Origin of the sequence: Cobetia sp. 14N.309.X.WAT.E.A4 (genome assembly GCF_030397495.1) — a bacterium.
Lineage (GTDB): Bacteria > Pseudomonadota > Gammaproteobacteria > Pseudomonadales > Halomonadaceae > Cobetia > Cobetia marina.
The window spans coordinates 239445-266262 of sequence record NZ_JAPNXT010000002.1; the positions used below are offsets into that span (position 1 = coordinate 239445).

At 61.5% G+C, this 26818-nt stretch carries 23 protein-coding genes; 13 read left to right on the forward strand and 10 right to left on the reverse strand.

Features of this window, described 5'->3' with window-relative positions; all coding sequences use genetic code 11:
• Positions 1–48: 48 nt before the first annotated feature.
• Positions 49–1329, forward strand: coding sequence for an NAD(P)-binding domain-containing protein (locus tag OW493_RS04415; protein ID WP_289863371.1), 1281 nt, complete (start codon positions 49–51; stop codon positions 1327–1329).
• Positions 1330–1410: 81 nt separating this feature from the next.
• Here OW493_RS04415 and OW493_RS04420 read toward each other — a convergent pair whose 3' ends face one another.
• Complete coding sequence (locus tag OW493_RS04420) at positions 1411–1602, reverse strand: hypothetical protein (RefSeq protein ID WP_279855907.1); 192 nt, start codon at positions 1600–1602, stop codon at positions 1411–1413.
• A gap of 573 nt (positions 1603–2175) precedes the next feature.
• Between OW493_RS04420 and OW493_RS04425 the strand changes: the two genes are divergently transcribed.
• Together OW493_RS04425 and OW493_RS04430 are read left to right on the forward strand one after the other, a co-directional pair.
• Positions 2176–2751 carry a competence protein CoiA family protein gene (locus OW493_RS04425; RefSeq protein WP_279855908.1) on the forward strand — a complete coding sequence of 192 codons (576 nt, stop codon included), beginning with the start codon at positions 2176–2178 and terminating at the stop codon, positions 2749–2751.
• A gap of 38 nt (positions 2752–2789) precedes the next feature.
• Positions 2790–3458, forward strand: coding sequence for a hypothetical protein (locus OW493_RS04430; RefSeq protein ID WP_279855909.1), 669 nt, complete (start codon positions 2790–2792; stop codon positions 3456–3458).
• Positions 3459–3650: 192 nt separating this feature from the next.
• On the opposite strand, the gene OW493_RS04435 is transcribed toward OW493_RS04430, so the two are convergent.
• Together OW493_RS04435 and OW493_RS04440 are read right to left on the reverse strand one after the other, a co-directional pair.
• The gene (locus tag OW493_RS04435; protein ID WP_077379015.1) at positions 3651–3965 is read right to left on the reverse strand and encodes a hypothetical protein; all 315 of its coding nucleotides are present in this window, start codon (positions 3963–3965) and stop codon (positions 3651–3653) included.
• A 216-nt stretch (positions 3966–4181) separates the two neighbouring features.
• Positions 4182–4643 carry a hypothetical protein gene (locus OW493_RS04440; RefSeq protein ID WP_176502997.1) on the reverse strand — a complete coding sequence of 154 codons (462 nt, stop codon included), beginning with the start codon at positions 4641–4643 and terminating at the stop codon, positions 4182–4184.
• A 295-nt stretch (positions 4644–4938) separates the two neighbouring features.
• On the opposite strand from OW493_RS04440, the gene OW493_RS04445 reads away from it, so the two are divergent.
• A complete protein-coding gene (locus OW493_RS04445; protein WP_077379019.1) occupies positions 4939–5379 on the forward strand; it encodes a hypothetical protein in 441 nt (146 codons plus the stop codon).
• Positions 5380–5757: 378 nt separating this feature from the next.
• Here the strand turns inward: OW493_RS04445 and OW493_RS04450 are convergent, their stop codons facing one another.
• Positions 5758–7287, reverse strand: a complete 1530-nt coding sequence (locus tag OW493_RS04450) for a hypothetical protein (RefSeq protein WP_289863372.1) — start codon at positions 7285–7287, stop codon at positions 5758–5760.
• 835 nt (positions 7288–8122) lie between these two features.
• Between OW493_RS04450 and dbpA the strand changes: the two genes are divergently transcribed.
• The 3 genes from dbpA (at position 8123) to OW493_RS04465 (ending at position 10713) form a co-directional block, all read left to right on the forward strand.
• Positions 8123–9523 (forward strand): ATP-dependent RNA helicase DbpA, encoded by a 1401-nt coding sequence (gene dbpA / locus OW493_RS04455; RefSeq protein ID WP_077379020.1) that lies wholly within the window; start codon positions 8123–8125, stop codon positions 9521–9523.
• Between the two features lie 224 nt (positions 9524–9747).
• Positions 9748–10320: an N-acetyltransferase gene (locus tag OW493_RS04460; protein WP_077379022.1), complete on the forward strand. Its 573-nt coding sequence runs from the start codon at positions 9748–9750 to the stop codon at positions 10318–10320.
• Between the two features lie 225 nt (positions 10321–10545).
• Positions 10546–10713: a hypothetical protein gene (locus tag OW493_RS04465; protein WP_164850377.1), complete on the forward strand. Its 168-nt coding sequence runs from the start codon at positions 10546–10548 to the stop codon at positions 10711–10713.
• 170 nt (positions 10714–10883) lie between these two features.
• Here the strand turns inward: OW493_RS04465 and OW493_RS04470 are convergent, their stop codons facing one another.
• Complete coding sequence (locus OW493_RS04470) at positions 10884–12242, reverse strand: NarK family nitrate/nitrite MFS transporter (RefSeq protein WP_077379024.1); 1359 nt, start codon at positions 12240–12242, stop codon at positions 10884–10886.
• Positions 12243–12851: 609 nt separating this feature from the next.
• On the opposite strand from OW493_RS04470, the gene OW493_RS04475 reads away from it, so the two are divergent.
• The 3 genes from OW493_RS04475 to OW493_RS04485 all read left to right on the forward strand — a co-directional run bounded on the left by OW493_RS04475 (position 12852) and on the right by OW493_RS04485 (position 15501).
• Entirely contained in the window at positions 12852–13427 is a 576-nt protein-coding gene (locus OW493_RS04475) for an ANTAR domain-containing protein (protein WP_077379026.1), read from the forward strand.
• A 50-nt stretch (positions 13428–13477) separates the two neighbouring features.
• A complete protein-coding gene (locus OW493_RS04480; protein WP_289863373.1) occupies positions 13478–14686 on the forward strand; it encodes a CmpA/NrtA family ABC transporter substrate-binding protein in 1209 nt (402 codons plus the stop codon).
• Positions 14687–14880: 194 nt separating this feature from the next.
• Positions 14881–15501: a TetR/AcrR family transcriptional regulator gene (locus tag OW493_RS04485; protein WP_077379030.1), complete on the forward strand. Its 621-nt coding sequence runs from the start codon at positions 14881–14883 to the stop codon at positions 15499–15501.
• A gap of 183 nt (positions 15502–15684) precedes the next feature.
• Here OW493_RS04485 and preA read toward each other — a convergent pair whose 3' ends face one another.
• The 4 genes from preA to OW493_RS04505 form a co-directional block, all read right to left on the reverse strand.
• Entirely contained in the window at positions 15685–17049 is a 1365-nt protein-coding gene (gene preA / locus OW493_RS04490) for an NAD-dependent dihydropyrimidine dehydrogenase subunit PreA (protein WP_176493663.1), read from the reverse strand.
• Entirely contained in the window at positions 17049–18440 is a 1392-nt protein-coding gene (locus OW493_RS04495) for an NAD(P)-dependent oxidoreductase (RefSeq protein WP_289863374.1), read from the reverse strand. The genes preA and OW493_RS04495 overlap by 1 nt, the downstream gene beginning before the upstream one ends.
• Positions 18441–18654: 214 nt before the next feature.
• Entirely contained in the window at positions 18655–20097 is a 1443-nt protein-coding gene (hydA, locus tag OW493_RS04500) for a dihydropyrimidinase (RefSeq protein WP_077379037.1), read from the reverse strand.
• Positions 20098–20185: 88 nt separating this feature from the next.
• Positions 20186–21088 (reverse strand): nitrilase-related carbon-nitrogen hydrolase, encoded by a 903-nt coding sequence (locus OW493_RS04505; RefSeq protein ID WP_084209357.1) that lies wholly within the window; start codon positions 21086–21088, stop codon positions 20186–20188.
• An 815-nt stretch (positions 21089–21903) separates the two neighbouring features.
• Here OW493_RS04505 and OW493_RS04510 point away from each other — a divergent pair.
• A complete protein-coding gene (locus OW493_RS04510; RefSeq protein WP_289863466.1) occupies positions 21904–23382 on the forward strand; it encodes an NCS1 family nucleobase:cation symporter-1 in 1479 nt (492 codons plus the stop codon).
• Between the two features lie 125 nt (positions 23383–23507).
• On the opposite strand, the gene OW493_RS04515 is transcribed toward OW493_RS04510, so the two are convergent.
• On the reverse strand, positions 23508–24401 hold the full coding sequence (locus OW493_RS04515; protein WP_289863375.1) for a LysR family transcriptional regulator: 894 nt from the start codon (positions 24399–24401) through the stop codon (positions 23508–23510).
• A 239-nt stretch (positions 24402–24640) separates the two neighbouring features.
• Between OW493_RS04515 and OW493_RS04520 the strand changes: the two genes are divergently transcribed.
• Together OW493_RS04520 and fghA are read left to right on the forward strand one after the other, a co-directional pair.
• The gene (locus tag OW493_RS04520; protein ID WP_077379043.1) at positions 24641–25750 is read left to right on the forward strand and encodes an S-(hydroxymethyl)glutathione dehydrogenase/class III alcohol dehydrogenase; all 1110 of its coding nucleotides are present in this window, start codon (positions 24641–24643) and stop codon (positions 25748–25750) included.
• Positions 25751–25883: 133 nt separating this feature from the next.
• Positions 25884–26747: an S-formylglutathione hydrolase gene (gene fghA, locus OW493_RS04525; protein ID WP_084209355.1), complete on the forward strand. Its 864-nt coding sequence runs from the start codon at positions 25884–25886 to the stop codon at positions 26745–26747.
• The last annotated feature ends 71 nt before the right edge of the window (positions 26748–26818 follow it).

Consider the following 26818-nt stretch of genomic DNA (forward strand, 5'->3'; position numbering starts at 1 on the left):
CATGACGAGGCTTTCATCCCCACCCCCCACGACTGGAGCGAAGACGCGATGCAAGATGCCAACAGCCACCTGCCGATTGCCATCATCGGGGCAGGCCCGATAGGGCTGAGCGCTGCGGTCAATCTGCTGGCAGCGGGCCTAGAGCCCATCATCTTCGAATCAGGCGAGCAGGTCGGGGAGCATCTGGCTCGCTGGGGGCATGTGCGCATGTTCTCGCCGTGGTCCTACAACGTGGACCCCGTGGCAGCCGAATGGCTCACGCCCACCGGCTGGCAGGCGCCACGAGCGGATGCCTTCCCCACCGGCGCGGAGCTGCTCGCCGACTACCTCCAGCCGCTGGCCGCGCTGCCGGAGATTGCCTCCCGCCTGTATACCGCGACACGGGTCACGCATGTCAGTCGCCTGCAGCATGATGTGCTGCGCTCGCAAGGGCGAGAGGAGGCACCCTTCGTGCTGCGTGTCTCGGGGCCGGATGGCGAGCGCGACGTGCTGGCACGGTCGGTGATCGATGCCTCCGGTACCTTCCAGTGCCCCAATGGCATCGGGGCGCATGGCATTCCTGCACTGGGGGAACTCGCGGCGGCAGAGCGGATCGCCTACGGCGTGCCGGATATCACCGGCAAGGCGCGGGAAGACTATGCCGGCAAGACGGTGCTGGTGGTCGGGGGCGGGCATTCGGCCTTCAACGCGCTGCAGGATCTGGTCAGCCTGGCCGAGCAGAATCCGGACACGCGCATCCTGTGGGGCGTGCGCTCCGCCACGCTGGACAACGTCATCCGCTCACCGAAGGACGATGAGCTGCAGGAGCGCCGGGCACTGGAAGTGCGTATCCAGCAATGGCTGGAAGACGGCAGATTCGAGGTGGTGACCAATCTCGCCATCGAGGCGATTCATCCACAGGAAGAGCAGGGTGCTCGCCTCGTGGTGGAAAGCGGTGGCCAGCGCCTGCCGGCGGTGGACCGCATCATCTCCGCCACCGGCTTCCGCCCGGATCTCGCGCTGCTCTCGGAGCTGCGTGTCTCGCTCGACCCCGCCACCCAGAGCCCGGCGCGCCTCGCACCGCTGATCGACCCCAACCAGCACAGCTGTGGCTCCGTGCCGGAACACGGCGCCGCCGAACTGACCCACGCGGAACCCGGCCTCTATATCCTCGGCATCAAGAGCTACGGTCGCGCACCCACCTTCCTGATGCGCACCGGCTACCGCCAGGTGAAATCCGTCGTCGCCGCACTGCTGGACCCCGACGCCGTCACCCCCGCCCCGGTGTGTGGCGCCATCAGCAGCACTGCCAATCAGGCATCACGCCAGTGTGAGCCAAGCTGTGGGTAAAGGCTGACAACAAAACAAGCCGTGGCAGAGTAGCCACGGCTTTTGAAAAGCTGTCATATCTATAGTTCTGCTGCGCTTTGGCTAGATAACTACTTGCCCCATCGCGATGACCTGCATGTCCTCATCGCGATGCACCTTGCCCTCGGCCATGCGCTCACGCCAGCGTGACTCGGCAATCGCCGGAAACTTGAGCAGCAGATACTCCAGCACCGTCGTCACACCGGGATTGACCTGCGGCAGGCTCAGCTTGGAAGGACGCGCGGAAATGGACATGGAAGGCCTGAGGTTGGGAGAGGCGGCTTGAGGGAGCCATTGTACAGGGTGAGGGGGGACGATAGCGGATAAATAAAGTCTCACCCACGCTGCAGCATCGTAGTTGTGAGAAGAGCGAATGTCGGATCGGAGGAAGGCGGGCCCCAACATGGATAAAATTTATCTGTAGAAGAAAATGGTTATATTGTGATGATAAGGCTAGGCTTGGGGCTATGCACAACGAAATTTTTTACAATAAACTATGCTGTTGATGAAGAGCTAATATTTCTATTGTTTATAACTGAGGGTTATGTCGAGACTAGCCTTTTTAGAGCTATGTGTTGTGAACAACCTACCGACTTAATTCGTTAGGTTATTTAGTGTTATATTGTTTGTGTTAAATTTATATCTTTTTTACAGAAAAGCTAGTATCTCTTAAGTATAGTAGTTGTTAAGTATCGTGTAGCTTACCATTTAGTAGTGGTAGAGTTTGCTTTTATATAGACAGGTTATTTGATAAGAGGTTTTCCAGTGAGATATGCGCTTATAAATGGGAAAAAGTGCGAGCCTGAAAAGGGCCTTCACGGATCATGCTTGTGTTGTAATAGTGATGTTATTGCTAAATGTGGAAACTTTAAAGTTCATCATTGGGCACATAAGTCGAAAGTACACTGTGATCCTTGGTGGGATAATGAGTCAGAATGGCATAGACATTGGAAATCTTATTTCCCAGTATCTAATCAAGAGTATATTTTTACTGATACGGAAACAGGAGAAAGGCATGTTGCAGATGTGTTTTCTAGCAAGGGAGTTGTCATTGAGTTTCAAAGTTATGCAATATCACCTCAAGAAATGAATGCTCGTGAGAGCTTCTATAAAAAAATGATATGGGTAGTAAATGGTGCCAAAAGACAATCTGATCTCTTCATTTTTAATCAAGGTTTGAGCGCGTCCAACTCTGATGACCCATGTTTACATGAGATTACTTGGTTTGGCAGGGGAAAACTTTTCCATAAGTGGATAGGTTCGACCAAACACGTGTATTTTGATTTTGGCGGAGAATATGTTTGGCATTTAATTAAGTTCAACCATGGAGAGAGAAAGGGATTGGTGAAATCCTACAGAAAAGATAAATTTGTAAGGTTTTTTGGCGGCACTTATTATGATTGATTATAGGTGTTGTTAACTTACATTTTAGGAGAGTTAAATTGAAAACAACTACTATATCTGAATTTGTTAAATATGTTGACAAGGAAATATTGCCGGCCACATTAGAGCTAGAGAGCCTTCAGGATCAACATAGGAAGCATTTACAGAAGTTGGTGTATACTAACTTAGTGAATCGTTTTGATGCGATGATTGATAATGCTATTTTAGATAATTGTAAAGAAGAAGTATTGTTTGAAAAAGCAATAAAATCAATGTCAGGTGAGATTACTGAAGGAGATTTACTCAAGCTCCTGTTAAAGGCTGATACAATTCAGGATGTTATAGAAGGGCGTTTGCGAAGTTCTCTATCCATGGGTGTTCTGAGAGAAAGGCATTCTAAAAAGCTATCTTTTTTACTTGAAGCTCTATCTCACGATAATAAGGTATGGACTCATCCAAGAGTAAATACATCCACAGGCAGAATTGTTGACAGCTTTAAAATTCAAAATAAGAAAATCCCGCACTCAATATGTGGTTACGCTGACTGGCTTTATTCAAGAAGAAATGCTTTCGTACATGGTATTGGGGCTTCGAGTATATTGGAAAATGATGCCAATCAAATAAATAAATTGTTTAAGATAACCGTTGGGAAGCAAATAAGGCTCCAAATCGGTTCAATAAAAAATGCTGCCACATTCTATAAGCAATTAGCAGGCATGTTGATGTGATTTTTGATTGTCCTGGTTCTGTGCTTTGATTTAGCTTGATTGAGTCTATAGTCTTTGGTGGTTTAAATATTCTGAATATTTATTGGATTGTAATAAAAAGCCCTCCCGGCATCGCCGGGAGGGCTTTTTCATGCGTCTTGCGGACTACGTTCACCGATGGATGATCTGCGGGTTTCTACTGAGATCATCGTCTTACATCGGGTGTTGCTCTTCTTCGTAGAGCTCGGCCTTGGCGTCGCGTAGGACATCTTCGCAGGCGCTGTGGTTGGCCAGTTGCAGCATCAGATTCTGGCTGAGGGCGAAGCCCTTGCCCAGACAGGTGTCGACCTCTTCGCGACTGAGCGCCGGGGTGACATTGCAGTCAATCTTCATCGTACGACTACCGCCATCAAAGCGGTCGGCGAGGGCGCGCAGGCGCCAGGCAAGCCGTGTTTTCCAGCGGGCGGTGGGGTCGGGGCCTTCCGTCACGTCGAGCGTGCAGCGCCATTCAGGTTTGTAGACCTTCATGTGAACCTCCTCGGCTGGTCGTTTCAATGATCGATCGTGATGTTCTGCTCCGCTTGCTGTGCTTGATGTCTTGCGTTGTTTCTCGTACCGGAAGTCCGTTCCAGACGTGCTCCTGGTCGTCGTGCGCGTGCATCTGCCACGAGGGCGGCGGCGAGACATGGACTGTCGTCAACCGGGCCCGTCACTTCACCATACGAGTTTTGGGCCCGGGTTACATCAGTTCGAGTGTAAACGTTGGTTATCCTCATGTGTTCTCAGCAGGCATTCCAGTGCCAGATGCAGCCAGTCAAAGGTGTCACGCGGGGCTACCGCTGGCGAATCATCAGGGCTGAGGGCTCTGGTGTGCTCGCCCAGCAGCTCCGTAAGCGTCTCGATCTGCATGGCGTGATGTAATGCGAATGTCTCAAGCTCCCCACTGGTAGACCAGATCTCCTGCATCACGGTCGGCACGGCACTCATGGCGCAGGCGGCGTCCAGTATCTCGCCGCGTTCACGCTCGGCCTGTATACGCGCGGCATGCTCCAGCAGCCTTGCGCTCAGGGCGGGAAAGCGTGCCTGGGCAATCGCAGGCGGCAGGTGGGAGGGAGATGTGCACGGCGGGTGGGCAGAAGCGTCGCGGGGTGCCTGCCAGCGGCGCAGCGGTGCGCCGGATGTCGGCGTGTCTGGTTGAGAGGCCATGTGGATAACTCCAGTGTGCAAGCGCCAGTGCTACAGGTGTCTTGAGGATGGACAGGCATTCAAGCGTTGTCAGTCGCGGCAGGAGGGCAGAGATGAGGCGGCATCACCGCTGACGCAGCAGTGACTTGCGCCGAAGAGCGCAATCGCGTGATGGACTGCCAAGTGGTTCATTTCGCGAGAAAAAAGTCGATCTGGATGCAACCAGACCTCAATGGTGTGCGTACACAGGAAGACGTGCCCGGCACGAGGCGGCGCTGACTGCCTGACAGGCCCATTTCCTCTGGAGAGAATTGACATGACGAAGTACGCCGATCGAATCCGCATTTCCCTGCTGCTGCTGCGCCTCGGGGTCTTCCTCGTGATGACAATGTGGACGTTGGACAAGTTCTTCAATCCCGGTCACGCCGCGGCCATCTTCGAGAAGTTCTATTCCATCGGGGGTGTCGGCGAAGGCATCGTCATCGTGATCGCCGCCATCGAGATGGTGCTGTTGCTGATGTTCCTGGCAGGCGTGAAGAAGACCCTCACCTATGGGCTGGTGCTGGTGCTGCATGCCGGCTCCACGCTGTCTGCCTTCAATCAGTATCTCGCGCCGTGGGAGCACCTGCTGTTCTTCGCCGCCTGGCCGATGCTGGCCGCCTGTGTGGCGCTGTTCCTGCTGCGGGAAATCGATACCTGCTTCACCCTCGGCGGCAAGCAGGCACGTCTCGCGCAAGCACAGACCCAGGCCGGCTGAATCGCGGGTTCGTGAATGCGCTCGCCTGAGGGCAGTTGCGCTCAGGCGATTCGTGAGTCACTCGTTGCCCGTGCGCTGACAGCAAGCGCCAGTAGCCAAAAGGCCCGGTCATGCGATGCATGGCCGGGCCTTTCATGTGCTTGCTGCAGGGTGTCGTGTGTGTCTTTAGCCTAGTGTGTCAGAGTGCCATTTCTCGTTATTGTTATCTTTGTGATAATCATGATGACGTTGTTGAGGTTGTCAGCGCCTTGTTGGCGTATTCATAACGACGCCAGATCATTACGTAAGATCTGATGCAAGGCGTGGCATGGGCCCTCATGCCTTGTCGGTGCATGCCTTGTCGATGCATGTCAGGCGATGCATGTCAGGCGATGCAGGTCAGGCGATGCTGGAGCGCAGTGGCGAGGACAGAGTCTCGCTCAGCGTGTTCAGCGCCGTGGTCAGCTCGCGTTCGGCCTCCTTCACGCGTTGTGCGCCAGAGGATGGCGCTGCCTGCTTGGCCATCTGGGTGGCGGCGGACAGCGGGTCCGTCACCGGTGCTGCCACATGCTGCGTTTCCAGGCGTGCGAGGATGGTCTCCAGCGCTGGCAGGCTTGCGTTGTTGTGGAATTGCCAGACGCCGTAGATGCGGCCATCGAAGGCGGCTTCACTGCCCAGGGTGGGGTCTGCCGCCAGTCCGGCGCCGAGTCCGAACAGGTAGAGGCCCTCAAGGAGGTTGCCTGAGAGGTCTCGGGGATTGCCGGTGGCATCGGAATCCAGTCCGCCCTTCACCTGGCTGAGCGGCAGCGGCTGACGCGTCGCATCCAGCAGGCGCGGCAGAATCGGCTGATAGCCGTTGCACTGCACCACTACCGGCGCGTCGGCCAGAGCTTCGCTGGCCGCGAGCAGGCGTTGCTGAGGGCCGGGACCGGTCTGGATGAGCCTGACCTGCATGCCGCAGTCTGCTATCCGACCGCTGGAAAGCACTTGCTGGCCGATGCTCAGGGCACGGTAGCGCAGCCCGCCGGAGCGATTGATGCGTCCGCTGATGGGGCAGACATCGCGCTCGGCATCATAGGAATAGCCCGCGGCCTTGGCCTCTTCGGCGTTCTCGAAGAACAGCCGGACAGGCGAGCGGTGGAGCAGGGTGATCTCGTCGATGCGCGTCTTGTGGAATGCGCTGGCGAGCAGATCCAGCATCGAGAAGGCGCTGTGGGAGCCACCCACCACGCAGACACGCCCACCACGCCGCAGGCGCGGCAGCAAGAGGCTGCGCAGCTGACCTTCCGGCATGCGCAGCAGTTCATCACCGCTGTAGATGCGCGCACGCGGTGACAGGGACAGTCCCTGGCGCGAGAGGTCCTGGGTCAGGTGTTCCGGGCATTGATAGCCGCCGAGATTGAGCACCAGATTGGAGGTGCGGATCCGTGTCGGACGAGACGCGTGTTCCGGTGTGTGAGTCAGCGTCAGCAGATTGTCATCCTCGATACGCTCAACCTCATCGAGACTCGTGCCGCACCACAGCTCCACGCCGGCAAGGCGGGTGGCGTGTTCCAGCACCAGCCGGGACGCCGCTTCCAGCAGGGCGCCCACTTCGCTGAGCGCCGGGGCGGTGAAGGCCTGGGCGCGGATGTTCTCCAGGCACGGATCGCCTTCCAGCGGAGCGAAGACCTCCGCGAGGGCCGGGTCTCTCAGGCAATCGAGAAAGACGTCCCCCACCGAGTTGGCCGTGATGCGATATTCGCCCAGCCGTCCGGCCCCCAGAGGCGCATCCCGATGAATGCCTCCGGCATCCAGTATCAGCAGCCCATGGTGTGCGAGTTGCGCCAGTTTCCCGGTTTTCAAGGCATTGAATAGAAACCCCATGCCCGCTGGGCCAACACCGGCCACGACACATCCGTAAGCGGTGATTCGTGAAATATCCTTCATCAGGTTCTGCTCCCTTTGTGGTTCGCTGCGTCCTGAAACTGTCTTGATGACGGGGTGCTTCTCCTGACCAGTGGAGCCCCTGTTCCTCAAGAAGATCGTGGCCATTCAGCGCCAGTCTGTGCTGGCTGGTGAAGGCGTCATTGGCGTCGTCGGCCCTGGCCCACGCGGAGGGTATGAGCGTGTTCGGGCTGTCATGCCTTCATGAAAAGGCATTGATATTTCTCATTGATATCAATTTAATCAACAAGATAGCGGAGTAATTGGCGTGATGATGCGGTGATGCTCTCATGACGGGACATGGATGTTGCACAGATGATGCAGACGATGATCAGTGACGAGACTCGATACCGGTGCGTGCCTTTTTCGTTGAGGTCCGCAACCGTGATGCAACGCTTGAGGCATGGCGATAGGTATCGATGACAATCAATTCTCACACGCGCACGATCACTCGTGGCGTGGCGCAAGACGTGGGAAATGACAGGAACGTCAACAGGTATTCTGGTGAATCGGGCAGGATTAATAAATGACCTGAATCAGGATTGAAAACGGCTGATGACGAAAATCATTCATTGCCATTAATGCGATATCGTTTGCCTCATGCGAGGGGATTATCGACTGGTGCGAGGAAGGGACTGACAACCAGCAGTCGATCAGCTGTCGTGTCGTTGGAAAGGATGGCAAACGTGAACGCGGCCGGCGCGCTGGCAGGAACCCGCAGACATGTGAACTCGCAGGTGGAGGCGTGCAGGCGAGCGAGCGCTGGCTCTGCTATGCTCTGCGCCCGCACGCATGCCTGTTCGGCTCGTGCCTGTTCATCGACTGAAGGAATGTCCTCGTGACTGACGCCACCGCCACCCCTGCCTTTGCCTCTCTGGCGCTGGCGCCCGAGCTGCTCACCAACCTGGAGACGCTCGACTATCACACCATGACGCCGATTCAGGCGCAGAGCCTGCCGCCGATGCTGGAAGGGCGCGATGTCATCGCCCAGGGCCAGACGGGCTCCGGCAAGACCGCCGCCTTCGGCCTCGGCCTGTTGTCGCGCCTCAAGGTCTCGCGCTTTCGTGTCCAGTCGCTGGTGCTGTGCCCCACGCGTGAGCTGGCCGATCAGGTCGCCGGCGAGATTCGCCGTCTGGCGCGCGGTCTGCACAACGTCAAGGTGCTGACGCTGTGTGGCGGTGCGCCCTTCGGCCCGCAGCTGGGCTCGCTGGAACACGGCGCGCATATCATCGTCGGCACGCCGGGCCGTGTGGACGAGCACCTGCGCAAGGGCAGCCTGAGCCTTGCCGAGCTCAATACCCTGGTGCTGGACGAGGCCGACCGCATGCTCGACATGGGCTTCGCCGAGGTGTTGGATGCCATCATCGCCGAGACCCCGGAAGCGCGTCAGACGCTGCTGTTCAGCGCGACCTTCGCCGATGGCGTGCGCCCGATCGCCGAGCGCATCCTGCGGGAGCCGGTCAGCATCGAGGTCGCCTCCACCCACGATGACAGCAGTATCCGTCAGCTGTTTCACCGGGTAGCGGATGAAGAGGCGCGTTTCGAGGCGCTGCGTATTCTGCTGCTCAAGTATCGTCCTGACACCAGCGTGGTGTTCTGCAACACCAAGCGCGAGGCACAGGAGGTCAGCGATGCCCTCAATGAGCACGGTTTCAGTGCCATGGCCCTGCACGGTGATCTGGAGCAGCGCGAGCGTGATCAGACGCTGGTGATGTTCGCCAACAAGAGCACCTCGATTCTGGTGGCCACGGACGTCGCGGCACGCGGGCTGGATATCGACGCGCTGGATGCGGTCTTCAATTACCAGATCGCCCGGGACCTCGATGCCCACGTCCACCGTGTCGGGCGTACCGGTCGCGCGGGCAGCTCCGGTATCGCCTGTACGCTGTACACCGAGAAGGAAGACTATCGCCTGGCCAAGCTGGGAGATTTCCTCGAGCAGACGCTGGAAGCCGAGCCGCTGCCGGCGAAGAGCATGCTGACCCGTGAACCCTTCCGCGCGCGCATGGCGACGCTGCAGATCGATGGCGGCAAGAAGGACAAGCTGCGTCCCGGCGACATCCTCGGTGCCCTGACGGGCGATGGCGGGCTGCCGGGCAGCCAGATCGGCAAGATCAAGGTACTGGCCCGCACCACCTACGTGGCCGTGGAGCGCGATGTCGCCAAGGCCGCGCTGACACAGCTGATGAACGGCAAGCTCAAGGGGCGTTCCTTCCGCGCGCGTCGCCTCAAGAGCTGACAGGGGCGCACGCCTGATGGCGTGGAAATCAGCAGAGGAGTGACATGGCAGGTCCCACGTCTCTCATCTGGATCACGACCTTGTCATCACGTCATTCGATGCCCGCCACTTCGGCGGGCATCGTGCTTTTTGAGCAGTAGATTGACTCTCGCGGGCCATGACGGCGGTGGCTAAGCTTGGGGGTGACGGCCCTGATCGACAGGGCGCTGAACCGGTAACTCGTGATGACTGACAATCCCGCCGATAATCTTCGCATCCGTGAAGAACGTCTCATCGATCATGAGCGCATCTACCGCATCCATGAATCCGTGTTTGCCGGCCACCGGGAGGCTCGCCTGGGCGACAGACTGCGTCGCAGTGATCTGGCGCAGATCTCGCTGGTGGCCGAGCGCTTCTCTGACCCGGAAAGCGGGCGTCACCTCAGTGAAGGCGAAGGAGGGCTGCTGGGGCATGTGATGGCCTCGCGCGTGGAACTCTCCGGCTGTCCGGGGCGCGTGCTGATGGCATTGGCGCCTCTGGCGGTGTTGCCCCAGCACCAGCGTCATGGCATCGGCAAGCGGCTGGTGATCTCGGCGGTCAAGCGTTGTCGACTGCTGGGAGCGGGCGCCGTGGTGGCGGCGGGTCATGCCGAATTCTATGCCCATCTGGGCTTTCATCCGGCGCGCCATTACGGCCTTTATTGCCATCACGAGGATGTGCCTGGCGCCTTCGTGGCCATCGAGCTGGTGCCGGACTATCTGGCGGGGCTGGGAGGTGAGGTGCTGTTCGACCATGGTTTCTCTGACCTGGGCCTCTGACCTGGGCCTCTGGCTCGAGCGCAGATTCGCGCTCTGAGCCGGGCTCCTCGAAGGGGCTTGCCCTGTGGTGTGCCTCGTCACTCGGTCATCCCCTTGCAACTCGGCGTTGCGCCACCCTTGAAACCGCGCGACACCCGCTCCATGTCCTGTGTATCCCCGCGCTGTTGTCTGTACTGGTGTGCAGGCCGGGGCGTTATCCCGACCGATGATTCAAGGAGAGACATCATGAAGCTCAAGACTCTGGGTAGTTCGCTGATGATTGCCATGCTGGGTCTCGGTGGCCTGTCACTCGCCGGTTGCGAGGACGAGGGCCCGATGGAGAAGGCTGGCGAGAAGATGGACAATGCCGTGGAAGACGCCGGTGACAGCGTCGAGAACGCTACCGACAGCTGATGGCTGGCCGTGACTCGCTCGCGAGCACGGCGAACCGCAAGGTGTGAATGCACAAAGGCCCCGCCTCTCATGAGGCGGGGCCTTTGCATGTCAGGGCTCCGTGTAACAGGGCTCCGTATATCAGGGCTGCATGTGTCAGAGGTTTGAGAAAGTCTCAGGAAGAGACAGGCTCAGACAGACACGGGCTGCTGGTCGCTCTGCTGCTTGCGTTCCGCGACGGCGGCTTCATAGGCGCGGCCTTCCTCGGCCTCGGTGGCGGCGCTGAAGCGCACCAGCAGGGCGAACAGCGAGATCACGATCACGCCCATGCCCAGATACATCAGGCCTTCCTGGTAGGTCAGTTCTTCACTGCGGAACAGGAAACCCGCGGCGACAGCCCCCGCGTTGCCACCCGCGCCGACGATACCGGCCACCGCGCCCAGTGCCTTGCGATTGACGAAGGGCACGATCCCGAAGGTGGCGCCTTCCGCCATCTGCACGAACAGGCTGAACACCAGCATGATGCCGATGGCCACCGCGAGGGTTTCCATCTGGGCGAAGCCGACCAGCGCCACGCCTTCACACAGCAGCGCGATGAACAGCCAGCGCACGCGACCCTTGAGGCCGGACTGACGGGCGAACAGGTCGGAGAAGACGCCGCCCAGGGTGCGCGCGAACAGGTTCATCAGGCCGAACAGGCCCGCGATGAGGCCGGCGGTGGCGAGATCGAGGTCGAAGTGATCGAAGAAGTAGATGGCGGCGACGTTGTTGATGGTCAGCTCGACCCCGAAGCAGGCGCCGTAGACGAGGAACAGGGCCCAGACACGGATGTCGCGTGCCGCCGCGCCGAAAGTGGCGCGCATGCTGTATTCCTTCTCGGCCTTGGGCAGCTCACCACGCTCACGCAGCTCGCTGAAGTTGCCGTCCGGCGCATCCTGGGTGAAGAAGTAGTAGGCGATCCCGGTGAGGAACAGCACGATGCCCGGCACGACCATCGCCAGACGCCAGCCCAGGGTCTGCTCGACGCCCAGCATCAGAAGGCCGGCCATCACCAGCGGCATCAGCATCTGGGTGGTGCCGCCGCCCAGGTTGCCCCAGCCGGCGGTGGTGGCATTGGCGGTGCCGACCACGTTGGGGCCGAACATCACGGAGGTATGGTACTGGGTGATGACGAAGGACGCGCCGATGGCACCGATGGCCAGACGGGCGAGGAAGAAGGATTCGAAGCTGTCGGCGAAGCCGATGCACATCACCGGCAGAGAGCCGAGGCACAGCAGCCAGGTGTAGGCCTTGCGTGGCCCGATGCGATCACACAGCACGCCGATGGCAAGTCGCACGATCACCGTGATGGCGACGGAGGCGATGATGGTGTTGCCGATCTGGGTCTTGGTCAGGCCGAGGTCATCGCGCACCACGGCCATCAAGGGCGCGATGCCAAACCAGCCGAAGAAGCAGACGTGGAAGGCGAACCACGACATGTGGAAGGCGCGCATCTGCGGGGTATTGAAGCTGAACAGCCGGATACGGCTGGCCTTGTTGCGAATATCCATGAGTGGGCTCCTGGTACAGCGTCGGTGCCGGACGCCAGGGTCTCGGCGCACGACGGGTGGTCGAACAGCTGTGAACGACAGCGGGGCGCCTCGTCATTGAGGGGCCTGGTTCGACGCACTCGTACTCCCGGGAGCCTGGTCCACGTCATGGATGATGCATGGCACGCTTGTCTGCCATTGCCTGACTCAAAGCAAGTAGCGCGCCACTTGCGGGGGTGTTGTGCGTCCAACCCCCGTCATATCAAGGGCTTGGAATCATCATGTCGGGCAAGACAGCAGTGGGGAGTAAGCAGGGCGATGCCCAGTGGCGGTGCGCGGCGGGGTGAGGATGATCCAGTCTGGCGCACGTGGCGGGCGAGAGATCGCCAGATCACGCCATGCATCATTGCTGTGCAGCCGGGCGCGCCCTTGCGCACTGCGGAAGGCCTTTCTGGCCAGCGCTGCACCAGTTTGTGGCATGAATCCTGCAGTGTCAGAGGCGTGACGCCATCCTGACTCCCGCTTGCGGAGACGCCGTCGTCCTTGATCTCGGACGTCGGTGCCTGATCGCTCGAGGCGTCGCCTGACACCCCGGCACCACCGCCTGACACACTGCCAAGGAAGCCTGATATGCCCGTGACCGTGTTGATCGTCGATGTGCGCAGCGAGCGTTCCGCCGCTCTGGAGCAGGCGCTGTTGAGCGCCGGCTTCGAGGTGGCGCTGCGGGTCGATGAACACGAGGACCTGCATGCGCTGGTGCAGCACCATCAGCCGGATGCCGTGATCATCGACGCCGACCTGCCCAGCCGTGACACCCTCGAGCACCTCGGCCAGCTGGGGCGTCACTATCCCAAGCCGATGATCATGCTGGCCAGTGAGGACGCGCCGGACCTGGTGCGCCAGGCGGCTGGCGCCGGCGTGTCCGCCTACGTGGTGGATCACGTCATGCCGGCGATGGTGCGCAGCATGGTCGAGGTGGCCATCACCAGCTTCGAGGCTCACCGTGCGCTCAAGGGCGAGCTCAATCGCACCCAGACCACTCTGATACAGCGGCGCAGCGTGGATCGCGCCAAGGCGCTGGTGATGGAGAGTCGCGGTTTGGGGGAGGATGCGGCCTACCAATACCTGCGCAAGACCGCGATGAATCGGCGTCTGGCATTGCACGAGCTGGCCGATGAGCTGCTCAAGGCGTCGCGTCGGCACTGAGCCGAGTCTCGTGATGTCCTTCTCTTTCGATCGTTCAAAAGGTGGATGTGATGCTCAGTGATTCTCTTCTCAATGGCCATCAGTTGACGCTGGGGTTGATGCCGCTCAATGACGCGGCACCTCTGGTGGTGGCGGAGCGTCAGGGGTTCTTCCGTGAGGAGGGGCTGGCCGTGACGCTCAAGTGGCAGCCGTCGTGGGCGGCACTGCGCGATGACCTGCAGACCGGCGTGTTGCAGGGCGCGCAGATGCTGGCGCTGATGCCGCTGACCTCGACCCTGGGGCTGGATGGCCGCGCCACACCGGTGATCAGCGCGATGACGCTCAATCTGGGCGGCAACTCCATCACCCTGTCGCGGGCCCTGATGGCGGCGCTGGCCGAGGAGGGGCATGACCTGGGCTCTCCGCTGGCGGTGTCTCGGGCGCTGGCGGCGCACGTGCAGGCGCGCCGCGAGCGTGGGGAGGCGGCGCTCAAGCTTGCCAGCGTGCATCCCTTCTCCTCGCACCGCTATCTGCTGCGTTACTGGCTGGCGGCCGGCGGGATCGACCCGAATCGCGACATCGAGATGCGTGCGGTGGCCCCGCCGTTGATGGCCGCCCAGCTGGCAAGTGGCGCGCTGGACGGCTTCTGTGTCGGAGAGCCCTGGAACAGTCTGGCCGCCGTGCAGGGCATGGGGCAGGTGGTGGCGGGCAGTCATGATATCTGGCGCTTCGGACAGGAAAAGGTGCTGGGCGTGCGCGAGGACTGGGCGGAGCAGCACCCGCTGGCGCATCAGGCGCTGATTCGCGCGCTGCTCAAGGCCTGTGCCTGGCTGGACCGCCCGGGCAACCGTGAGCAGGCCGCGCAGTGGCTGCATGATGAAGGCATGCAGGAAGTGCCGCTTTCGGTGGTGGCGCGTGGACTGCGCGACGTGGATGTCGAGCAGTCGGGGGAGGCGTTCCAGCGGGAAAATCCCGGCTGGACCATCTTCCATCGCTACGCGGCCAACTTCCCGTGGCGCTCGCAGACCCGCTGGTATGCCGCCCAGATGCAGCGCTGGGGGCATCTCGAGGGAGTCAGCGACAATGACCTCGAAGCGACCCTGGCACGCTGCGTACGCCCGGACCTCTACCGCAGCGCAGCCCGCAAGCTGGGCATGGTGGTGCCGGTGGCGGATGAGCGCAGTGAAGGCACGCATCCGGCGCCCTGGTGGCTGAGCGGCGAGGCAGGGCAGGTGCCGATGCCGGCGGATGGCTTCATCGATGGGGCGGTCTTCGAATGACACCGCTGGCGCGCGCTGAAGCGTGAGGCGACAAGCCGAGGGATGAGCAGTGGGAAGCGAGTCAAGAGGCGAGAGGCTAGAGGCGAGGGGGTAGAGAAGAGACGCCCGCGAGCGCGAAACCTGTCGGCTCAGGCATGTTGGCAGTGCGGTTATGATATTCTCATCCCACTGCCAGCACCGCGTCAGGGGATCGCATGACCACTCGCAAGTCTCAGATTCGCAAGGATAATGTCGGCCGCATCCTGCTCGCCGCCGAAAAGATCTTCGCTCTCAAGGGCTATGTCGGCGCCAGCATGGTCGATATTGCCGCCGAGGTAGAGCTGCCCAAGTCCAATCTGCATTACTACTTCAGCACCAAGGAAGCGCTGTATCGCGCGGTCCTCGATGGTCTGCTGGCGCTGTGGAAGGAAGATGCGCTGTGCTTCGAAGCCTATGACGACCCGCAGCTGGTGCTCTCCACCTACATTCGCGCCAAGATGATGCACTCGCGCCAGCGTCCGTATGGCTCCAAGGTATGGGCCAGCGAGATCATGCAGGGCGCGCCGGTGCTGGGCGAGGAGCTGACGGTGTGGCTCGACGAGTGGGCCGAGATGAAGAAGTCACGCCTGCGCCAGTGGATCAGTGAGGGGCGCATCGACAACGTCGATGCTTCCGCCTACCTGTACATGATCTGGGCCAGCACCCAGCACTACGCCGACTTCGACCACCAGATCGCGGTGCTCAATCAGGGCAAGGCGCTGAGTGATCGCGAATTCGAGCAGGCGGTGCAGAACGTCACGCGGGTGCTGCTGAAGGGCGTTGGCTTGTCCGCCTGAGCCATCAGGTGATGTCATTATTATATTACCCTAAGGCTAACAATGATCATCATTGATGGATCATGAGACCATTGAAAAGGGGCTGCCATTGCTGGCAGCCCCTTTCTGTTTTCACGCCACTGAACGTGGCGTCATGCGCTGGAATCTGTGCGGATCATCCAGATCTTGTCCGCAACGTCAGGGTCACGCCGCGCGATGCGGGTTGCGCGGGTCCTCCATCCAGTTCATGTACGGCTTGCCGGTGTCCTGCACTTCCATGGTGATGCAGTCCTCGACCGGGCAGGTGATCTCGCACAGGTTGCAGCCCACGCAGTCGGCGTCCTTCACCTCATAGCGGGCGGTGCCGTTGTCCCTGGCCAGATGCAGGATGGCCTGGTGCGAGGTGTCCTCGCAGGCGATGTAGCAGCGTCCGCAGCCGATGCACTTGTCCTGGTCGATCCGCGCGATCACCTGGTAGTTCATGTCCAGCTGCTTCCAGTCGGTGGTGTTGGGCACCGCCGCGCGGGAGAACTCCTCGATCCGCTGATAGCCCTTGCTGTCCATCCAACGCCCCAGGCCGTCCTTCATCTCCTCGACGATACGGAAGCCGTGCAGCATCGCCGCGGTGCACACCTGCACGCTGCCCGCGCCGAGGGCGATGAATTCGGCGGCATCTTCCCAGTTGGAGATGCCGCCGATACCCGAGATCGGCAGGTTGGCGGTTTCCGGCGTGCGCGCGATCTCGGCCACCATGTTCAGCGCGATGGGCTTCACGGCGCTGCCGCAGTAGCCGCCATGGGTGCTGCGGTCGCCGACGATGGGATGCGCGACCATGCGGTCGAGGTCCAGATGGGTGATGGAGTTGATGGTGTTGATCAGCGAGACGGCATCTGCGCCGCCACGCCAGGCCGCCTTGGCCGGTTCGCGCACGTCGGTGATGTTGGGGGTCAGCTTGACGATCACCGGCAGCGAGCTGTAGGTCTTGCACCAGCGCGTGACCTGCTCGACATACTCCGGCACCTGGCCCACCGCCGCGCCCATGCCGCGTTCCGGCATGCCATGGGGGCAGCCGAAGTTGAGCTCGATGCCGTCACAGCCGGTAGCCTCGACCTGCGGCAGGATGGTCTTCCAGGCCTCTTCCTCGCACGGCACCATCAGCGAGACGATCAGCGCGCGGTCCGGCCAGTCCTTCTTGACCTGGGTGATCTCGCGCAGGTTGATCTCCAGCGAGCGGTCGGTGATCAGCTCGATGTTGTTGAAGCCGCTGACCTCGCCATTCGGGCCATAGTGCGCCGAATAGCGCGAGGAGACGTTCACTGCCGCCGGGTCTTCCCCCAACGTCTTCCAGACCACGCCACCCCAGCCGGCCTCGAAGGCGCGTACCACGTTGTAGGCCTTGTCGGTGGGCGGGGCGCTGGCCAGCCAGAAGGGGTTGGGGGCACGGATGCCGGCGAAGTTGACCGACAGATCGGCCTTGTAGCTGGCGACGTGATCGCCACTTGCTCCAGCACTTGAGCCAGCGCCTGCCGGACGCGCGTTGTCATCATTGAGCGGGGTATGAATGGTCATCAGGCGGCCTCCACCTTGAGCATCAGATCGTGATGGATGGCCTCGGCGGCCAGCTTGCCGTGGGCGACGGCTTGAACGGTGAGATCCTGTCCGCGAGCGATGCAGTCACCGCCGGCATAGACGCCCGGCAGACTGGTGCGCAGCATCTCGTCCACCTCTATCTTCGCCCCCTCGCGGGCCAGCCCCGCGGCATGCGCATCGCTCAGGCTCGCGTCATCGAAGCCCTGACCGATGGCGGTGAAGACCCCATCGCAGGCCAGCGTGAAGGTCTCGCCGGTATCGACGAGTCGGCCATCCTCGACCCGTGTGCGCGCGAACTGCATCGCATTGAGCGCGGCGTCACCACCATCCTCACTGTCGCTTGCCACATCGATGGCCAGCGGACGCGCCCAGGTGTGGATCATCACGCCATTGGCCCGCGCGATTTCCTGCTCGTGATGGGTGGCGGACATCTGCTCCTCGCCACGCCGATAGACCAGGTCCACCGTCTGCGCGCCCAAGCGTTTGGCCTGCACGGCGATGTCGATGGCGGTGTTGCCGGCGCCGATCACCACCGCGTGCCTCGGCACTGCCAGCGCGTTCAGTTCGCCGCTCTGACGCAGCACCTTGATGAAGTCGGTGGCCGCCATCAGGCCGCTGGCATCCTCGCCGGTCAGGCCGAGAGCATGGCTGGTGCCAAGGCCCAGGCCCAGGAAGACGCTGTCGAACTCGCGTGTCAGGGCGGCCAGCGCCAGGTTGTCGCCGAGGCGCTGGCCGTGGCGGATCTCGATGCCGCCGATCTCGAGCAGGAATTCGACTTCGCGGGCGGCGAAGTCATCGGTCAGCTTGTAGCGGGCGATGCCGTATTCATTCAGGCCACCGGCCTTTTCCTCGGCCTCGAAGATCACCACGTCGTGGCCGAAACGCGCCAGGCGATGGGCGCAGGAAAGCCCGGCAGGCCCGGCGCCGACCACCGCGATACGCCGGCCGGTGCTGGCTGCCCGCGTGAACGGATGGGCTTCGAACTGGGCGTTGTCCAGCGCATGGCGCTGCAGCAGACCGATCAGCACCGGCTGGCACTCATCGCCCTGATTGCGCACGCAGGACTGCTCACAGAGGATCTCGGTGGGGCAGACGCGGGCGCAGCTGCCACCGAGGATATTGGCATCGAGAATCTCGCTGGCGGCGCCGTCGAGATTGTCATCGTGGATACGGCGGATGAAGGTCGGGATGTCGATGCTGGTCGGGCAGGCCTTGATGCAGGGCGCGTCATAGCAATACAGGCAACGCGAACTCTCGATGAAGGCCTGGCGCTTGGTGAGCGCCGGATGCAGATCAGTGAAGCGCGCACTCAGCGCCTCTTCCGCGAGCCCGGACGGGGCCCAGTGGGAAGGAGTGGAGGATGTCGTCACGGTGTGGCTCCTGCCCGCGCTCAGGCGCGGGGTCGTTGTTGTTGGTCTTGCAGGCGAGTCAGGTTGCGCGGCTTGGTTGGCAACGCCTTGATTGGCAACGCCTTGATTGGCAGCGCTTCGGGACCGGCAGCGCGTCAGGTGCGCTGCCAGGCCGTCGTTCAGTCGTGTCGTTCAGTCGTGCCGGTCTTGTCTTGTTCGAGTCGTTCGTCGGCCGTCAGCTGCGATCCACGGCGGTGACGACATTGCTCTCGGCGCGGGCCTTGAGCTGGTCGAAGACACTGGGGTAGGGCGGGCGTTCGACGTATTGGCCGTGACCGCGCTTGGCATGCAGCTCGCCATCGCGCCATGCCCAGTCGCCGCGGCTGATGGTGTGACGCGGGATACCCTTGACGGTGCGGCCTTCGAAGATGTTGAAGTCGATGTTCTGGTGGTGAGTCTTCGCCGAGATGGTGCGTTCGGCGTTGGGGTCCCAGACCACGATGTCGGCGTCGCTGCCGACCCGGATCGCGCCCTTGCGCGGGTACAGATTGAAGATCTTGGCGGCGTTGGTGGAGGTCAGGCCGACGAAGTCCTCGGCGGAGAAGCGCCCGGTGTTGACGCCCTCGTGCCACAGCATCGCCATGCGATCCTCGACCCCGGCGGTGCCGTTGGGAATCTTCGAGAAGTCGTCCTTGCCCATCTCCTTCTGCTCGGCGCAGAAGCAGCAGTGATCGGTGGCGGTGGTCTGCAGGTCACCGGATTGGATGCCGCCCCACAGTGCCTGGCGGTGCTCCAGCGAGCGGAACGGCGGGCTCATCACGTGGCCTGCCGCGAATTCCCAGCTCTTGTTCTGATAGACCGCTTCATCGATCAGCAGATGGCCTGCCAGCACCTCGCCGTAGACCGGCTGGCCGTGCTCGCGGGCGTAGCGGATTTCCTCCAGCGCATCGGCGGTGGAGACGTGCACCAGATACACCGGCGTGCCCAGAGTGCCGGCGATGCGGATGGCGCGGCTGGCGGCTTCGCCCTCGACCTGCGGCGGACGCGACAGCGGATGTGCCTCGGGCCCGGTAATGCCATCGGCCAGCAGCTTCTGCTGCAGGTGGTAGACCAGCTCGCCGTTCTCGGCATGCACGGTGGGAATCGCGCCCAGCTCCAGACAGCGCGCGAAGCTCGAGACGAGGGTGTCGTCCGGCGCCATGATGGCGTTCTTGTAGGCCATGAAGTGCTTGAAGCTGTTGACCCCGTAATCGGAGACCAGCGTCTGCATGTCCTGGCTGACGCTCTCGTCCCACCAGGTGACGGCGACGTGGAAGCTGTAGTCGCAGCACGACTTCTCGGCCCACTCGCGCCAGGTGTGATAGGCCTCCATCAGCGGTTGCTGGGGGGAGGGAATCACGAAATCGATGATCATGGTGGTACCGCCGGCCAGCGCCGCGGCGGTGCCGCTCTGGAAATCCTCGCTGGCCACGGTGCCCATGAAGGGCAGCTGCATGTGGGTGTGCGGGTCGATGCCGCCGGGCATCACCAGACAGCCGCTGGCGTCGATCACCTCGCAGTCGTCCGGTACCTCGAGGTCGGTGCCGATGGCGGTGATGGTCTCGCCGTCACACAGCACATCGGCGGTGTAGCGCTCTTCGTGGGTCTGGATGCTGCCGCCCTTGATCAGGATTGCCATGAATCTCTCCCGGCCGCATCGCGCGGCCTTGTCCGGCATTGAGTGTCAGGTCGTGTTGTCGTTGTCGTTGTCGTTATCGTGCTGGCCGTCATTCACCATCGGTGAGGCGGGTATAGGCGTCCGGACGGCGGTCGCGGAAGAACTGCCAGTTGTTGCGCACCTCGCGCACCATCGACATGTCGAGGTCGTGGATCAACAGCTCGTCCTCGGTGGCACTGGCCTGGGCTTCGATCTGGCCGCGTGGATTCACGAAGTAGGAGGAACCGTAGAACTCGCCGATATCCCAGGGTTGTTCATGGCCGACACGGTTGATGGCGGCGATGTAGCAGCCATTGGCGGCGGCGGAGGCGGGCTGTTCCAGCTCCCACAGATACTGGGAGAGGCCGGCGACGGTGGCGGAGGGATTGAAGATGATCTCGGCGCCGTTGAGCGCCAATGCGCGCCAGCCTTCCGGGAAGTGGCGGTCATAGCAGATGTAGACGCCGATGCGCCCGTAGGCGGTGTCGAAGACCGGCCAGTCGGACTTGCCGGGCTTGAAGAAGAATTTCTCCCAGAAGCCCGCCACCTGCGGGATGTGGGTCTTGTGATACTTGCCCAGATAGCTGCCGTCGGCATCGATGACGGCGGCGGTGTTGTAGTACACCCCCGGCTGCACTTCCTCGTAGAGGGGCACGATGATCACCATCTGATGCTTCTTCGCGTACTGCTGCATCAGGGTGACGGTGGGGCCGTCGGGCACGCGCTCGGCGGCGGCATACCACTTGGCATCCTGGCTCGGGCAGAAATAGGGCTGATTGAAGACTTCCTGGAAGCACAGGATCTTGACGCCTGCCTCACCGGCCTGGTCGATCAGCGGCAGGTGGGCCTCGTTCATGGCATCGCGGATCTGTGCGGGCTCGAGGTCGGTGGAGACGTTGAGTCCCATCTGGATGACGGCGCAGCGCAGCTTGCCGGCATCCTCGCGGTAGGAGATGCGGGAGTCGTTCGACATGTCATCCTCATCGGGCGCTTGGCGCCGGTTGTTGTTGTCTTCAATGAGTGCTGGTGGGCAGAGCGGGTGAGCCGGGATGGCGCGAAATGGGTCCTGGAAAAGCACTCCGCCTGTCCGGAAAGTCTGCATGCCCGCGGCAGGTATCGTGGGTCAGGGAAGGTCCGATGCAGATCCTGTCTCACCAGTCAGCTTAATGAACATTAGACAGTGTTCCCGCGTTCGGCAAGACGAAGTGTCAAATAAAGTATCGTGAATTTATCTTGTTGTTATAAAAGGATTTTCGGTCAAGATTTCGCATGAATTCACCATTGTGGTGCCAGAAGAATCAGCGTGGTTCACGCGATATTAAAAGGAAAACTCAATGCACATCAGTGGCTTGTGACCGTCTGTATGGGCCCTGTGCAAGACCGCCTTGCACCAGCTTGGAACCTGACCATACTGACAATTGGCGCGAACACGGCGTGTCGCCACCTGATGGGCATCAGACGGTCAAACCCGCGCCATTGCCTCTCAAGTTGTCTTGCGTGACAGGTTTGATTTGACGGCAATAATGCCGCCATCGGCATGCGATTTGCCCATGAAAGGTACCGCTTCATGATGATGGGTAATTCGAGCATCCCTTGGCTGAAACAGGGTGAAAAGTGAATCAGGAGGGTGAAGGAAGGGACGGATCTTCAAAGACGGCAAGACGCGCCACAGAGCGCAAAGCCAGGACAAGCGACATGCATCACCCTCAACAATAACAACAGCTGAACAGGTGAGGACTCATGGCCCCGACACAGACTCGCTCGCACATGGTGCGCAGCAATGAGGAAATGATCGAGCTGGTGGTGGCGCAGGACGTCGCCCGCAGCCCGCGCTACAACGAGGATATCGCGCCGACCAGGAGTGCCGAGCGCACCTGGTCGCGCTGGAACATCGCCGCACTGTGGGTCGGCATGTCGATCTGCGTGCCGACCTATACCCTGGGCGGCGTGCTCACTGCCTACTTCGGATTGAGTGTCGGCGAGGCGCTGATCACGATTCTGGTCGCCAATCTGGTGGTACTGATTCCACTGACGCTGAACGCCTTCCCCGGCACGCGTTTCGGGATTCCCTTTCCGGTAGTGCTGCGTTCATCGTTCGGGATCATCGGCTCCAACGTGCCGTGCATGATTCGGGCGGTGGTCGCCTGTGGCTGGTTCGGTATCCAGACGATGTTCGGCGGCCTGGCGATTCACCTGCTGCTCTCGAGCCTCTCGGCCGACTGGAAGGCGCTGGGCGGGGTGGGCGAGGTCATCGGCTTCTTCGTGTTCTGGGCGCTCAACCTGTTCGTGGTGATTCGCGGCGCGGAATCCATCAAGTGGCTGGAGACGCTCTCCGCGCCCTTGCTGCTGGCGGTGGGGGTCGGCCTGATGGTGTGGGCGCTGCCGCATACCTCGATCAGCGAACTGCTGGCCCAGCCGCCCAATCGTCCCGAAGGCGATGGCGTGGCCAGCTACTTCATGGCGGGCCTGACCGCGATGGTCGGCTTCTGGGCGACGCTGTCGCTGAACATTCCTGACTTCAGCCGTTACGCGAAGAGCCAGAAGGATCAGATCGTCGGTCAGATCATCGGCCTGCCGCTGACGATGTTCTTCTTCGCGGCGCTCGGCGTGGTGCTGACGGCCGCTTCCAGCTCGCTGGTGGGGGAGACCATCTCCGACCCGGTCAACCTGATCGGTCGCATCGACAGCCCCGGCTGGGTCGCCATCGCCATGGTGCTGATCATCATCGCGACGCTCTCCACCAACACCGCCGCCAACATCGTCTCGCCGACCAATGATTTCCAGAACATCGCGCCGAAATTCATCAACCAGACGCGCGGCGTGCTGCTCACCGGGCTGGTCGGGGTGCTGCTGATGGGCTTCGAGCTGATCAAGAAGATGGGCTGGATCGTCTCCGACGTGAGCCTCGAGAGCCTCTATTCCAACTGGCTGCTGGGCTATTCGAGTCTGCTGGGGCCGATCGCGGGGATCATGATCGTCGACTACTTCGTGATCCGTCGTCAGTCCTTCGATCTGCCGGCGCTCTATCTGGATGGCAGCACCTACCCGGCCTTCAATCCAGCGGGCTTCATCGCCTTCTTCGTGCCGGTGGGGCTGACGGTGATCAGCTTCTCGCAGCCCGGGCTTTCCTGGTTCTACGACTACGGCTGGTTCACCGGCTCGCTGCTGGGGGCGCTGGTCTACTTCGTGGCCAGCAAGCTGCTGGTCAAGGCACCGCCGGTGCATCTGCCGGAGGCGATACCGGGTGGCGGCGCGCAGCGTGCCTGATGCCGCTGGCGGATAGCTCGCAACGCAACGTCACGTGCAACGACAGACGGGCTGCCCATCGGCAGCCCGTCTGTCGTCGTGGCAAGGGGAAGTGATAGCCGGTTGAGGCCTTCGCGCCCTGGCCGTCAGTCCACCAGGCCGGGGATGCCGCCCTCGAAGCGCTCGACCATGAAGTCGACGAACTGGCGCACCTTGGGCGAGAGATGGCGGTGGCGGGGATAGACGATCCACACCCCGGTATCGCGCACCTGATACTCATCCAGCACCGAGATCAGCTGGCCACTGGCCAGGTGAGGCGCGACGTAATAGTCGGGAATCTGGGCAAGCCCGAGGCCCTTGAGCGTGGCGTCCAGCAGTGCCGGCCCGGAATTGGCCTGCCAGCTGCCGGAGATGCGCACCTCGCGTCGCTGGCCCTCGACCTCGAACAGCCATTCACGCTTGGAGCCCGCCAGGCAGCGGTGGCTGGAGAGCTCCGCCAACGTGTGCGGGCGCGGCGCACGCTGAAAATAGTCATGCGAGGCGACGACATACTCCTGGCGGTCCACCAGTCGCCGCGCGATCAGCGAGGAGTCCTTGAGCACGCCCATGCGAATGGCGACGTCAAAGCCCTCGTCGATCAATTCCACTGGACGATTGGTGAAATGCATCTGCACTTCCAGCTGCGGGTGCATCAGCTGGAAGTCGTTGACCAGTGGCGCGACGTAGCGCTCACCGAAGGTGGTAGCGCTGGTCAGCTTGAGCACGCCGCTGGGACGGGCGTGGAAGTCGCCGATGGCCTGTTCGGCGGCGCGGAAGCCATCGAAGAGGTGATGGCAGTGCTCGTAATACACCTGTCCGGCATCGGTGAGACGCGTCTGACGGGTCGTGCGATAGAGCAACTGGGTATCAAGCTGGGCTTCCAGCTGGCTGATCAGGCGACTGACATGTGAGCTGGAGACCCCGAGATGACGGGCGGCACCGGAAAACGAGCCGATTCTGACGACTTCCACAAAGGCTTCGATGCGGTCCCAACGCTGCATGCCCGCTCCTCATCATTGTTGTTGAGTGACAATAATCATCTGAGTGCTGACGGCTTAATCCCGCCAAGGTCACTGCGTAGACTGTGTTGCATACTGATGGCACCGCACGCGTTGCGGCAATGCATTGCTCCTTGCCTGTCCCCCCGCGTGAGCCCCTTGTGAGCAAGGGGGCACCGGCAGGCTCGCCGGGAGAATGCCACGGATCAGTCTACCGCCATTGTTGCTCCGAGGAGATATTAATGAAATCACGTGCTGCGATTGCGCTGGAAGCCGGCAAGCCGCTGGAGCTGGTCGAGATCGATGTCGAAGGACCGAAGGCCGGCGAGGTGCTGGTACGCATCGTCAATACCGCCGTCTGCCACACCGATGCCTACACCCTGTCCGGCGCAGACCCCGAAGGCCTGTTCCCGTCCGTGCTGGGCCATGAAGGCGCGGGTATCGTCGAGGAAGTGGGCGAGGGTGTCACCGGTCTGGTGCCGGGCGACCACGTCATCCCGCTCTATACCGCCGAATGCGGCAAGTGCAAGTTCTGCCTCTCCGGCAAGACCAACCTGTGCAGCGCCGTGCGTGCCACCCAGGGCCGTGGCCTGATGCCGGATGGCACCTCGCGCTTCTCGCTGGACGGCAAGATGCTGCACCACTACATGGGCACGTCTACCTTCTCCGAGTACACCGTGGTGCCGGAAGTCTCGCTGGCCAAGGTGTCCAAGGAAGCGCCGCTGGACAAGATCTGCCTGCTGGGCTGTGGCGTCACCACCGGTATCGGTGCGGTGATGAATACCGCCAAGGTCGAGCCGGGTGCCACCGTGGCCATCTTCGGTCTCGGCGCCATCGGTCTGGCCGCCATCCAGGGCGCGGTGATGGCCAAGGCGTCGCGCATCATCGCCATCGATATCAATGAGGACAAGTTCGATCTGGCCCGCAAGTTCGGCGCCACCGACTTCGTCAACCCGAGCAAGCTGTCCGTGCCGGTCCAGGAAGCCATCGTCGACATGACCGACGGCGGCGTCGATTACTCCTTCGAGTGCATCGGCAACGTCAAGGTCATGCGTGCCGCGCTCGAGTGCGCGCACAAGGGCTGGGGCGAATCCATCATCATCGGCGTCGCCGGTGCCGGTGAAGAGATCGCCACCCGCCCCTTCCAGCTGGTGACCGGGCGTGTCTGGAAAGGCTCCGCCTTCGGTGGCGTCAAGGGCCGTACCGAGCTTCCGGGCTACGTCGAGCGCTACATGGATGGCGCGATCAACCTCGACGACTTCGTCACCCACCAGATGCCGTTCGAGAAGATCAACGAGGCCTTCGACCTGCTGCATGAAGGCAAGTCGATCCGTACCGTGCTGAGCTTCTGATCCGCGAGCGATCTTTGGCTGAAACGCCTCCGGGCCGGGCAGGCAAGCGTGATGCCTGGGCGGGCTCGGAGCGTGAAACGGCGTCGGCTTGCCGACGCCGTCTTCATGAGGCGATATCACAAGGGAGAGCATGATGACCGCGACCGAACAACTCGAGCTGGTCAGCGCCAACAAGGTGCATGGTGGCTGGCTCAAGCGTTACCGTCATCGCAGCGGCAGTCTGGATTGCGACATGGTGTTCGCCATCTACCTGCCGCCGCAGGCCGAACAGGGCCCGGTGCCCATGCTGTGGTGGCTGTCGGGGCTGACCTGCACTGACGAGAACTTCATGCAGAAGGCCGGCGCGCAGCGCAAGGCAGCCGAGCTGGGCATCGCCCTGATCTGCCCGGACACCAGCCCGCGTGGCGTGGACCTGCCCGGCGAAGACGAGAGCTATGACTTCGGCAGCGGTGCCGGCTTCTACGTCAATGCCACCCGCGAGCCGTGGGCGCGCCATTACCGCATGTACGACTACGTCACCGAGGAGCTGCCGGCGCTCGTCAAGCGTCACTTCCCGGTGGATGGCGAACGCGAGTCCATCTCCGGCCACTCCATGGGCGGCCATGGTGCGCTGATCTGCGCGCTGAAGAATCCGGGACGTTATCGCTCGGTCTCCGCCTTCGCGCCGATCGCCAATCCGATGGCCTGTCCGTGGGGCGAGAAGGCCTTCAGCGGCTATCTCGGCGATGACCGCACCCAGTGGGCGCAGTGGGATACCTGCGAGCTGGTCAAGCAGGCGGGTAACAGCGGTGCCGCGCGTCAGGAGCTGTTCGTCGAGCAGGGCGAGAATGACCAGTTCCTGGAAGAGCAGCTCAAGCCGGAGCGTCTGGAGGCGGTCTGCGCCGAGCAGGACCACCCGCTGATCCTGCGTCGCCAGCCCGGCTATGATCACAGCTACTTCTTCATGGCCAGCTTCATCGATGAGCATCTGACCTACCATGCGAAACACCTCCTTTGAGGTGTGAGTGTGGTGGCCGGTAGAGATGAAAAGGCATGCGAAACACCTTCTTTCTTGAGGTGAGCCTGAAG

Bases quoted from the DNA above. Each gene is read 5' to 3' on its own strand.
- OW493_RS04415 (WP_289863371.1), top strand. From the start codon at position 49: ATGCAAGATGCCAACAGCCACCTGCCGATTGCCATCATCGGGGCAGGC.
- OW493_RS04420 (WP_279855907.1), bottom strand. From the start codon at position 1,602: ATGTCCATTTCCGCGCGTCCTTCCAAGCTGAGCCTGCCGCAGGTCAAT.
- OW493_RS04435 (WP_077379015.1), bottom strand. From the start codon at position 3,965: ATGAAGGTCTACAAACCTGAATGGCGCTGCACGCTCGACGTGACGGAA.
- OW493_RS04440 (WP_176502997.1), bottom strand. From the start codon at position 4,643: ATGGCCTCTCAACCAGACACGCCGACATCCGGCGCACCGCTGCGCCGC.
- OW493_RS04445 (WP_077379019.1), top strand. From the start codon at position 4,939: ATGACGAAGTACGCCGATCGAATCCGCATTTCCCTGCTGCTGCTGCGC.
- OW493_RS04450 (WP_289863372.1), bottom strand. From the start codon at position 7,287: ATGAAGGATATTTCACGAATCACCGCTTACGGATGTGTCGTGGCCGGT.
- OW493_RS04460 (WP_077379022.1), top strand. From the start codon at position 9,748: ATGACTGACAATCCCGCCGATAATCTTCGCATCCGTGAAGAACGTCTC.
- OW493_RS04465 (WP_164850377.1), top strand. From the start codon at position 10,546: ATGAAGCTCAAGACTCTGGGTAGTTCGCTGATGATTGCCATGCTGGGT.
- OW493_RS04470 (WP_077379024.1), bottom strand. From the start codon at position 12,242: ATGGATATTCGCAACAAGGCCAGCCGTATCCGGCTGTTCAGCTTCAAT.
- OW493_RS04475 (WP_077379026.1), top strand. From the start codon at position 12,852: ATGCCCGTGACCGTGTTGATCGTCGATGTGCGCAGCGAGCGTTCCGCC.
- OW493_RS04480 (WP_289863373.1), top strand. From the start codon at position 13,478: ATGCTCAGTGATTCTCTTCTCAATGGCCATCAGTTGACGCTGGGGTTG.
- OW493_RS04485 (WP_077379030.1), top strand. From the start codon at position 14,881: ATGACCACTCGCAAGTCTCAGATTCGCAAGGATAATGTCGGCCGCATC.
- preA (WP_176493663.1), bottom strand. From the start codon at position 17,049: ATGACCATTCATACCCCGCTCAATGATGACAACGCGCGTCCGGCAGGC.
- hydA (WP_077379037.1), bottom strand. From the start codon at position 20,097: ATGGCAATCCTGATCAAGGGCGGCAGCATCCAGACCCACGAAGAGCGC.
- OW493_RS04505 (WP_084209357.1), bottom strand. From the start codon at position 21,088: ATGTCGAACGACTCCCGCATCTCCTACCGCGAGGATGCCGGCAAGCTG.
- OW493_RS04510 (WP_289863466.1), top strand. From the start codon at position 21,904: ATGATCGAGCTGGTGGTGGCGCAGGACGTCGCCCGCAGCCCGCGCTAC.
- OW493_RS04515 (WP_289863375.1), bottom strand. From the start codon at position 24,401: ATGCAGCGTTGGGACCGCATCGAAGCCTTTGTGGAAGTCGTCAGAATC.
- OW493_RS04520 (WP_077379043.1), top strand. From the start codon at position 24,641: ATGAAATCACGTGCTGCGATTGCGCTGGAAGCCGGCAAGCCGCTGGAG.
- fghA (WP_084209355.1), top strand. From the start codon at position 25,884: ATGACCGCGACCGAACAACTCGAGCTGGTCAGCGCCAACAAGGTGCAT.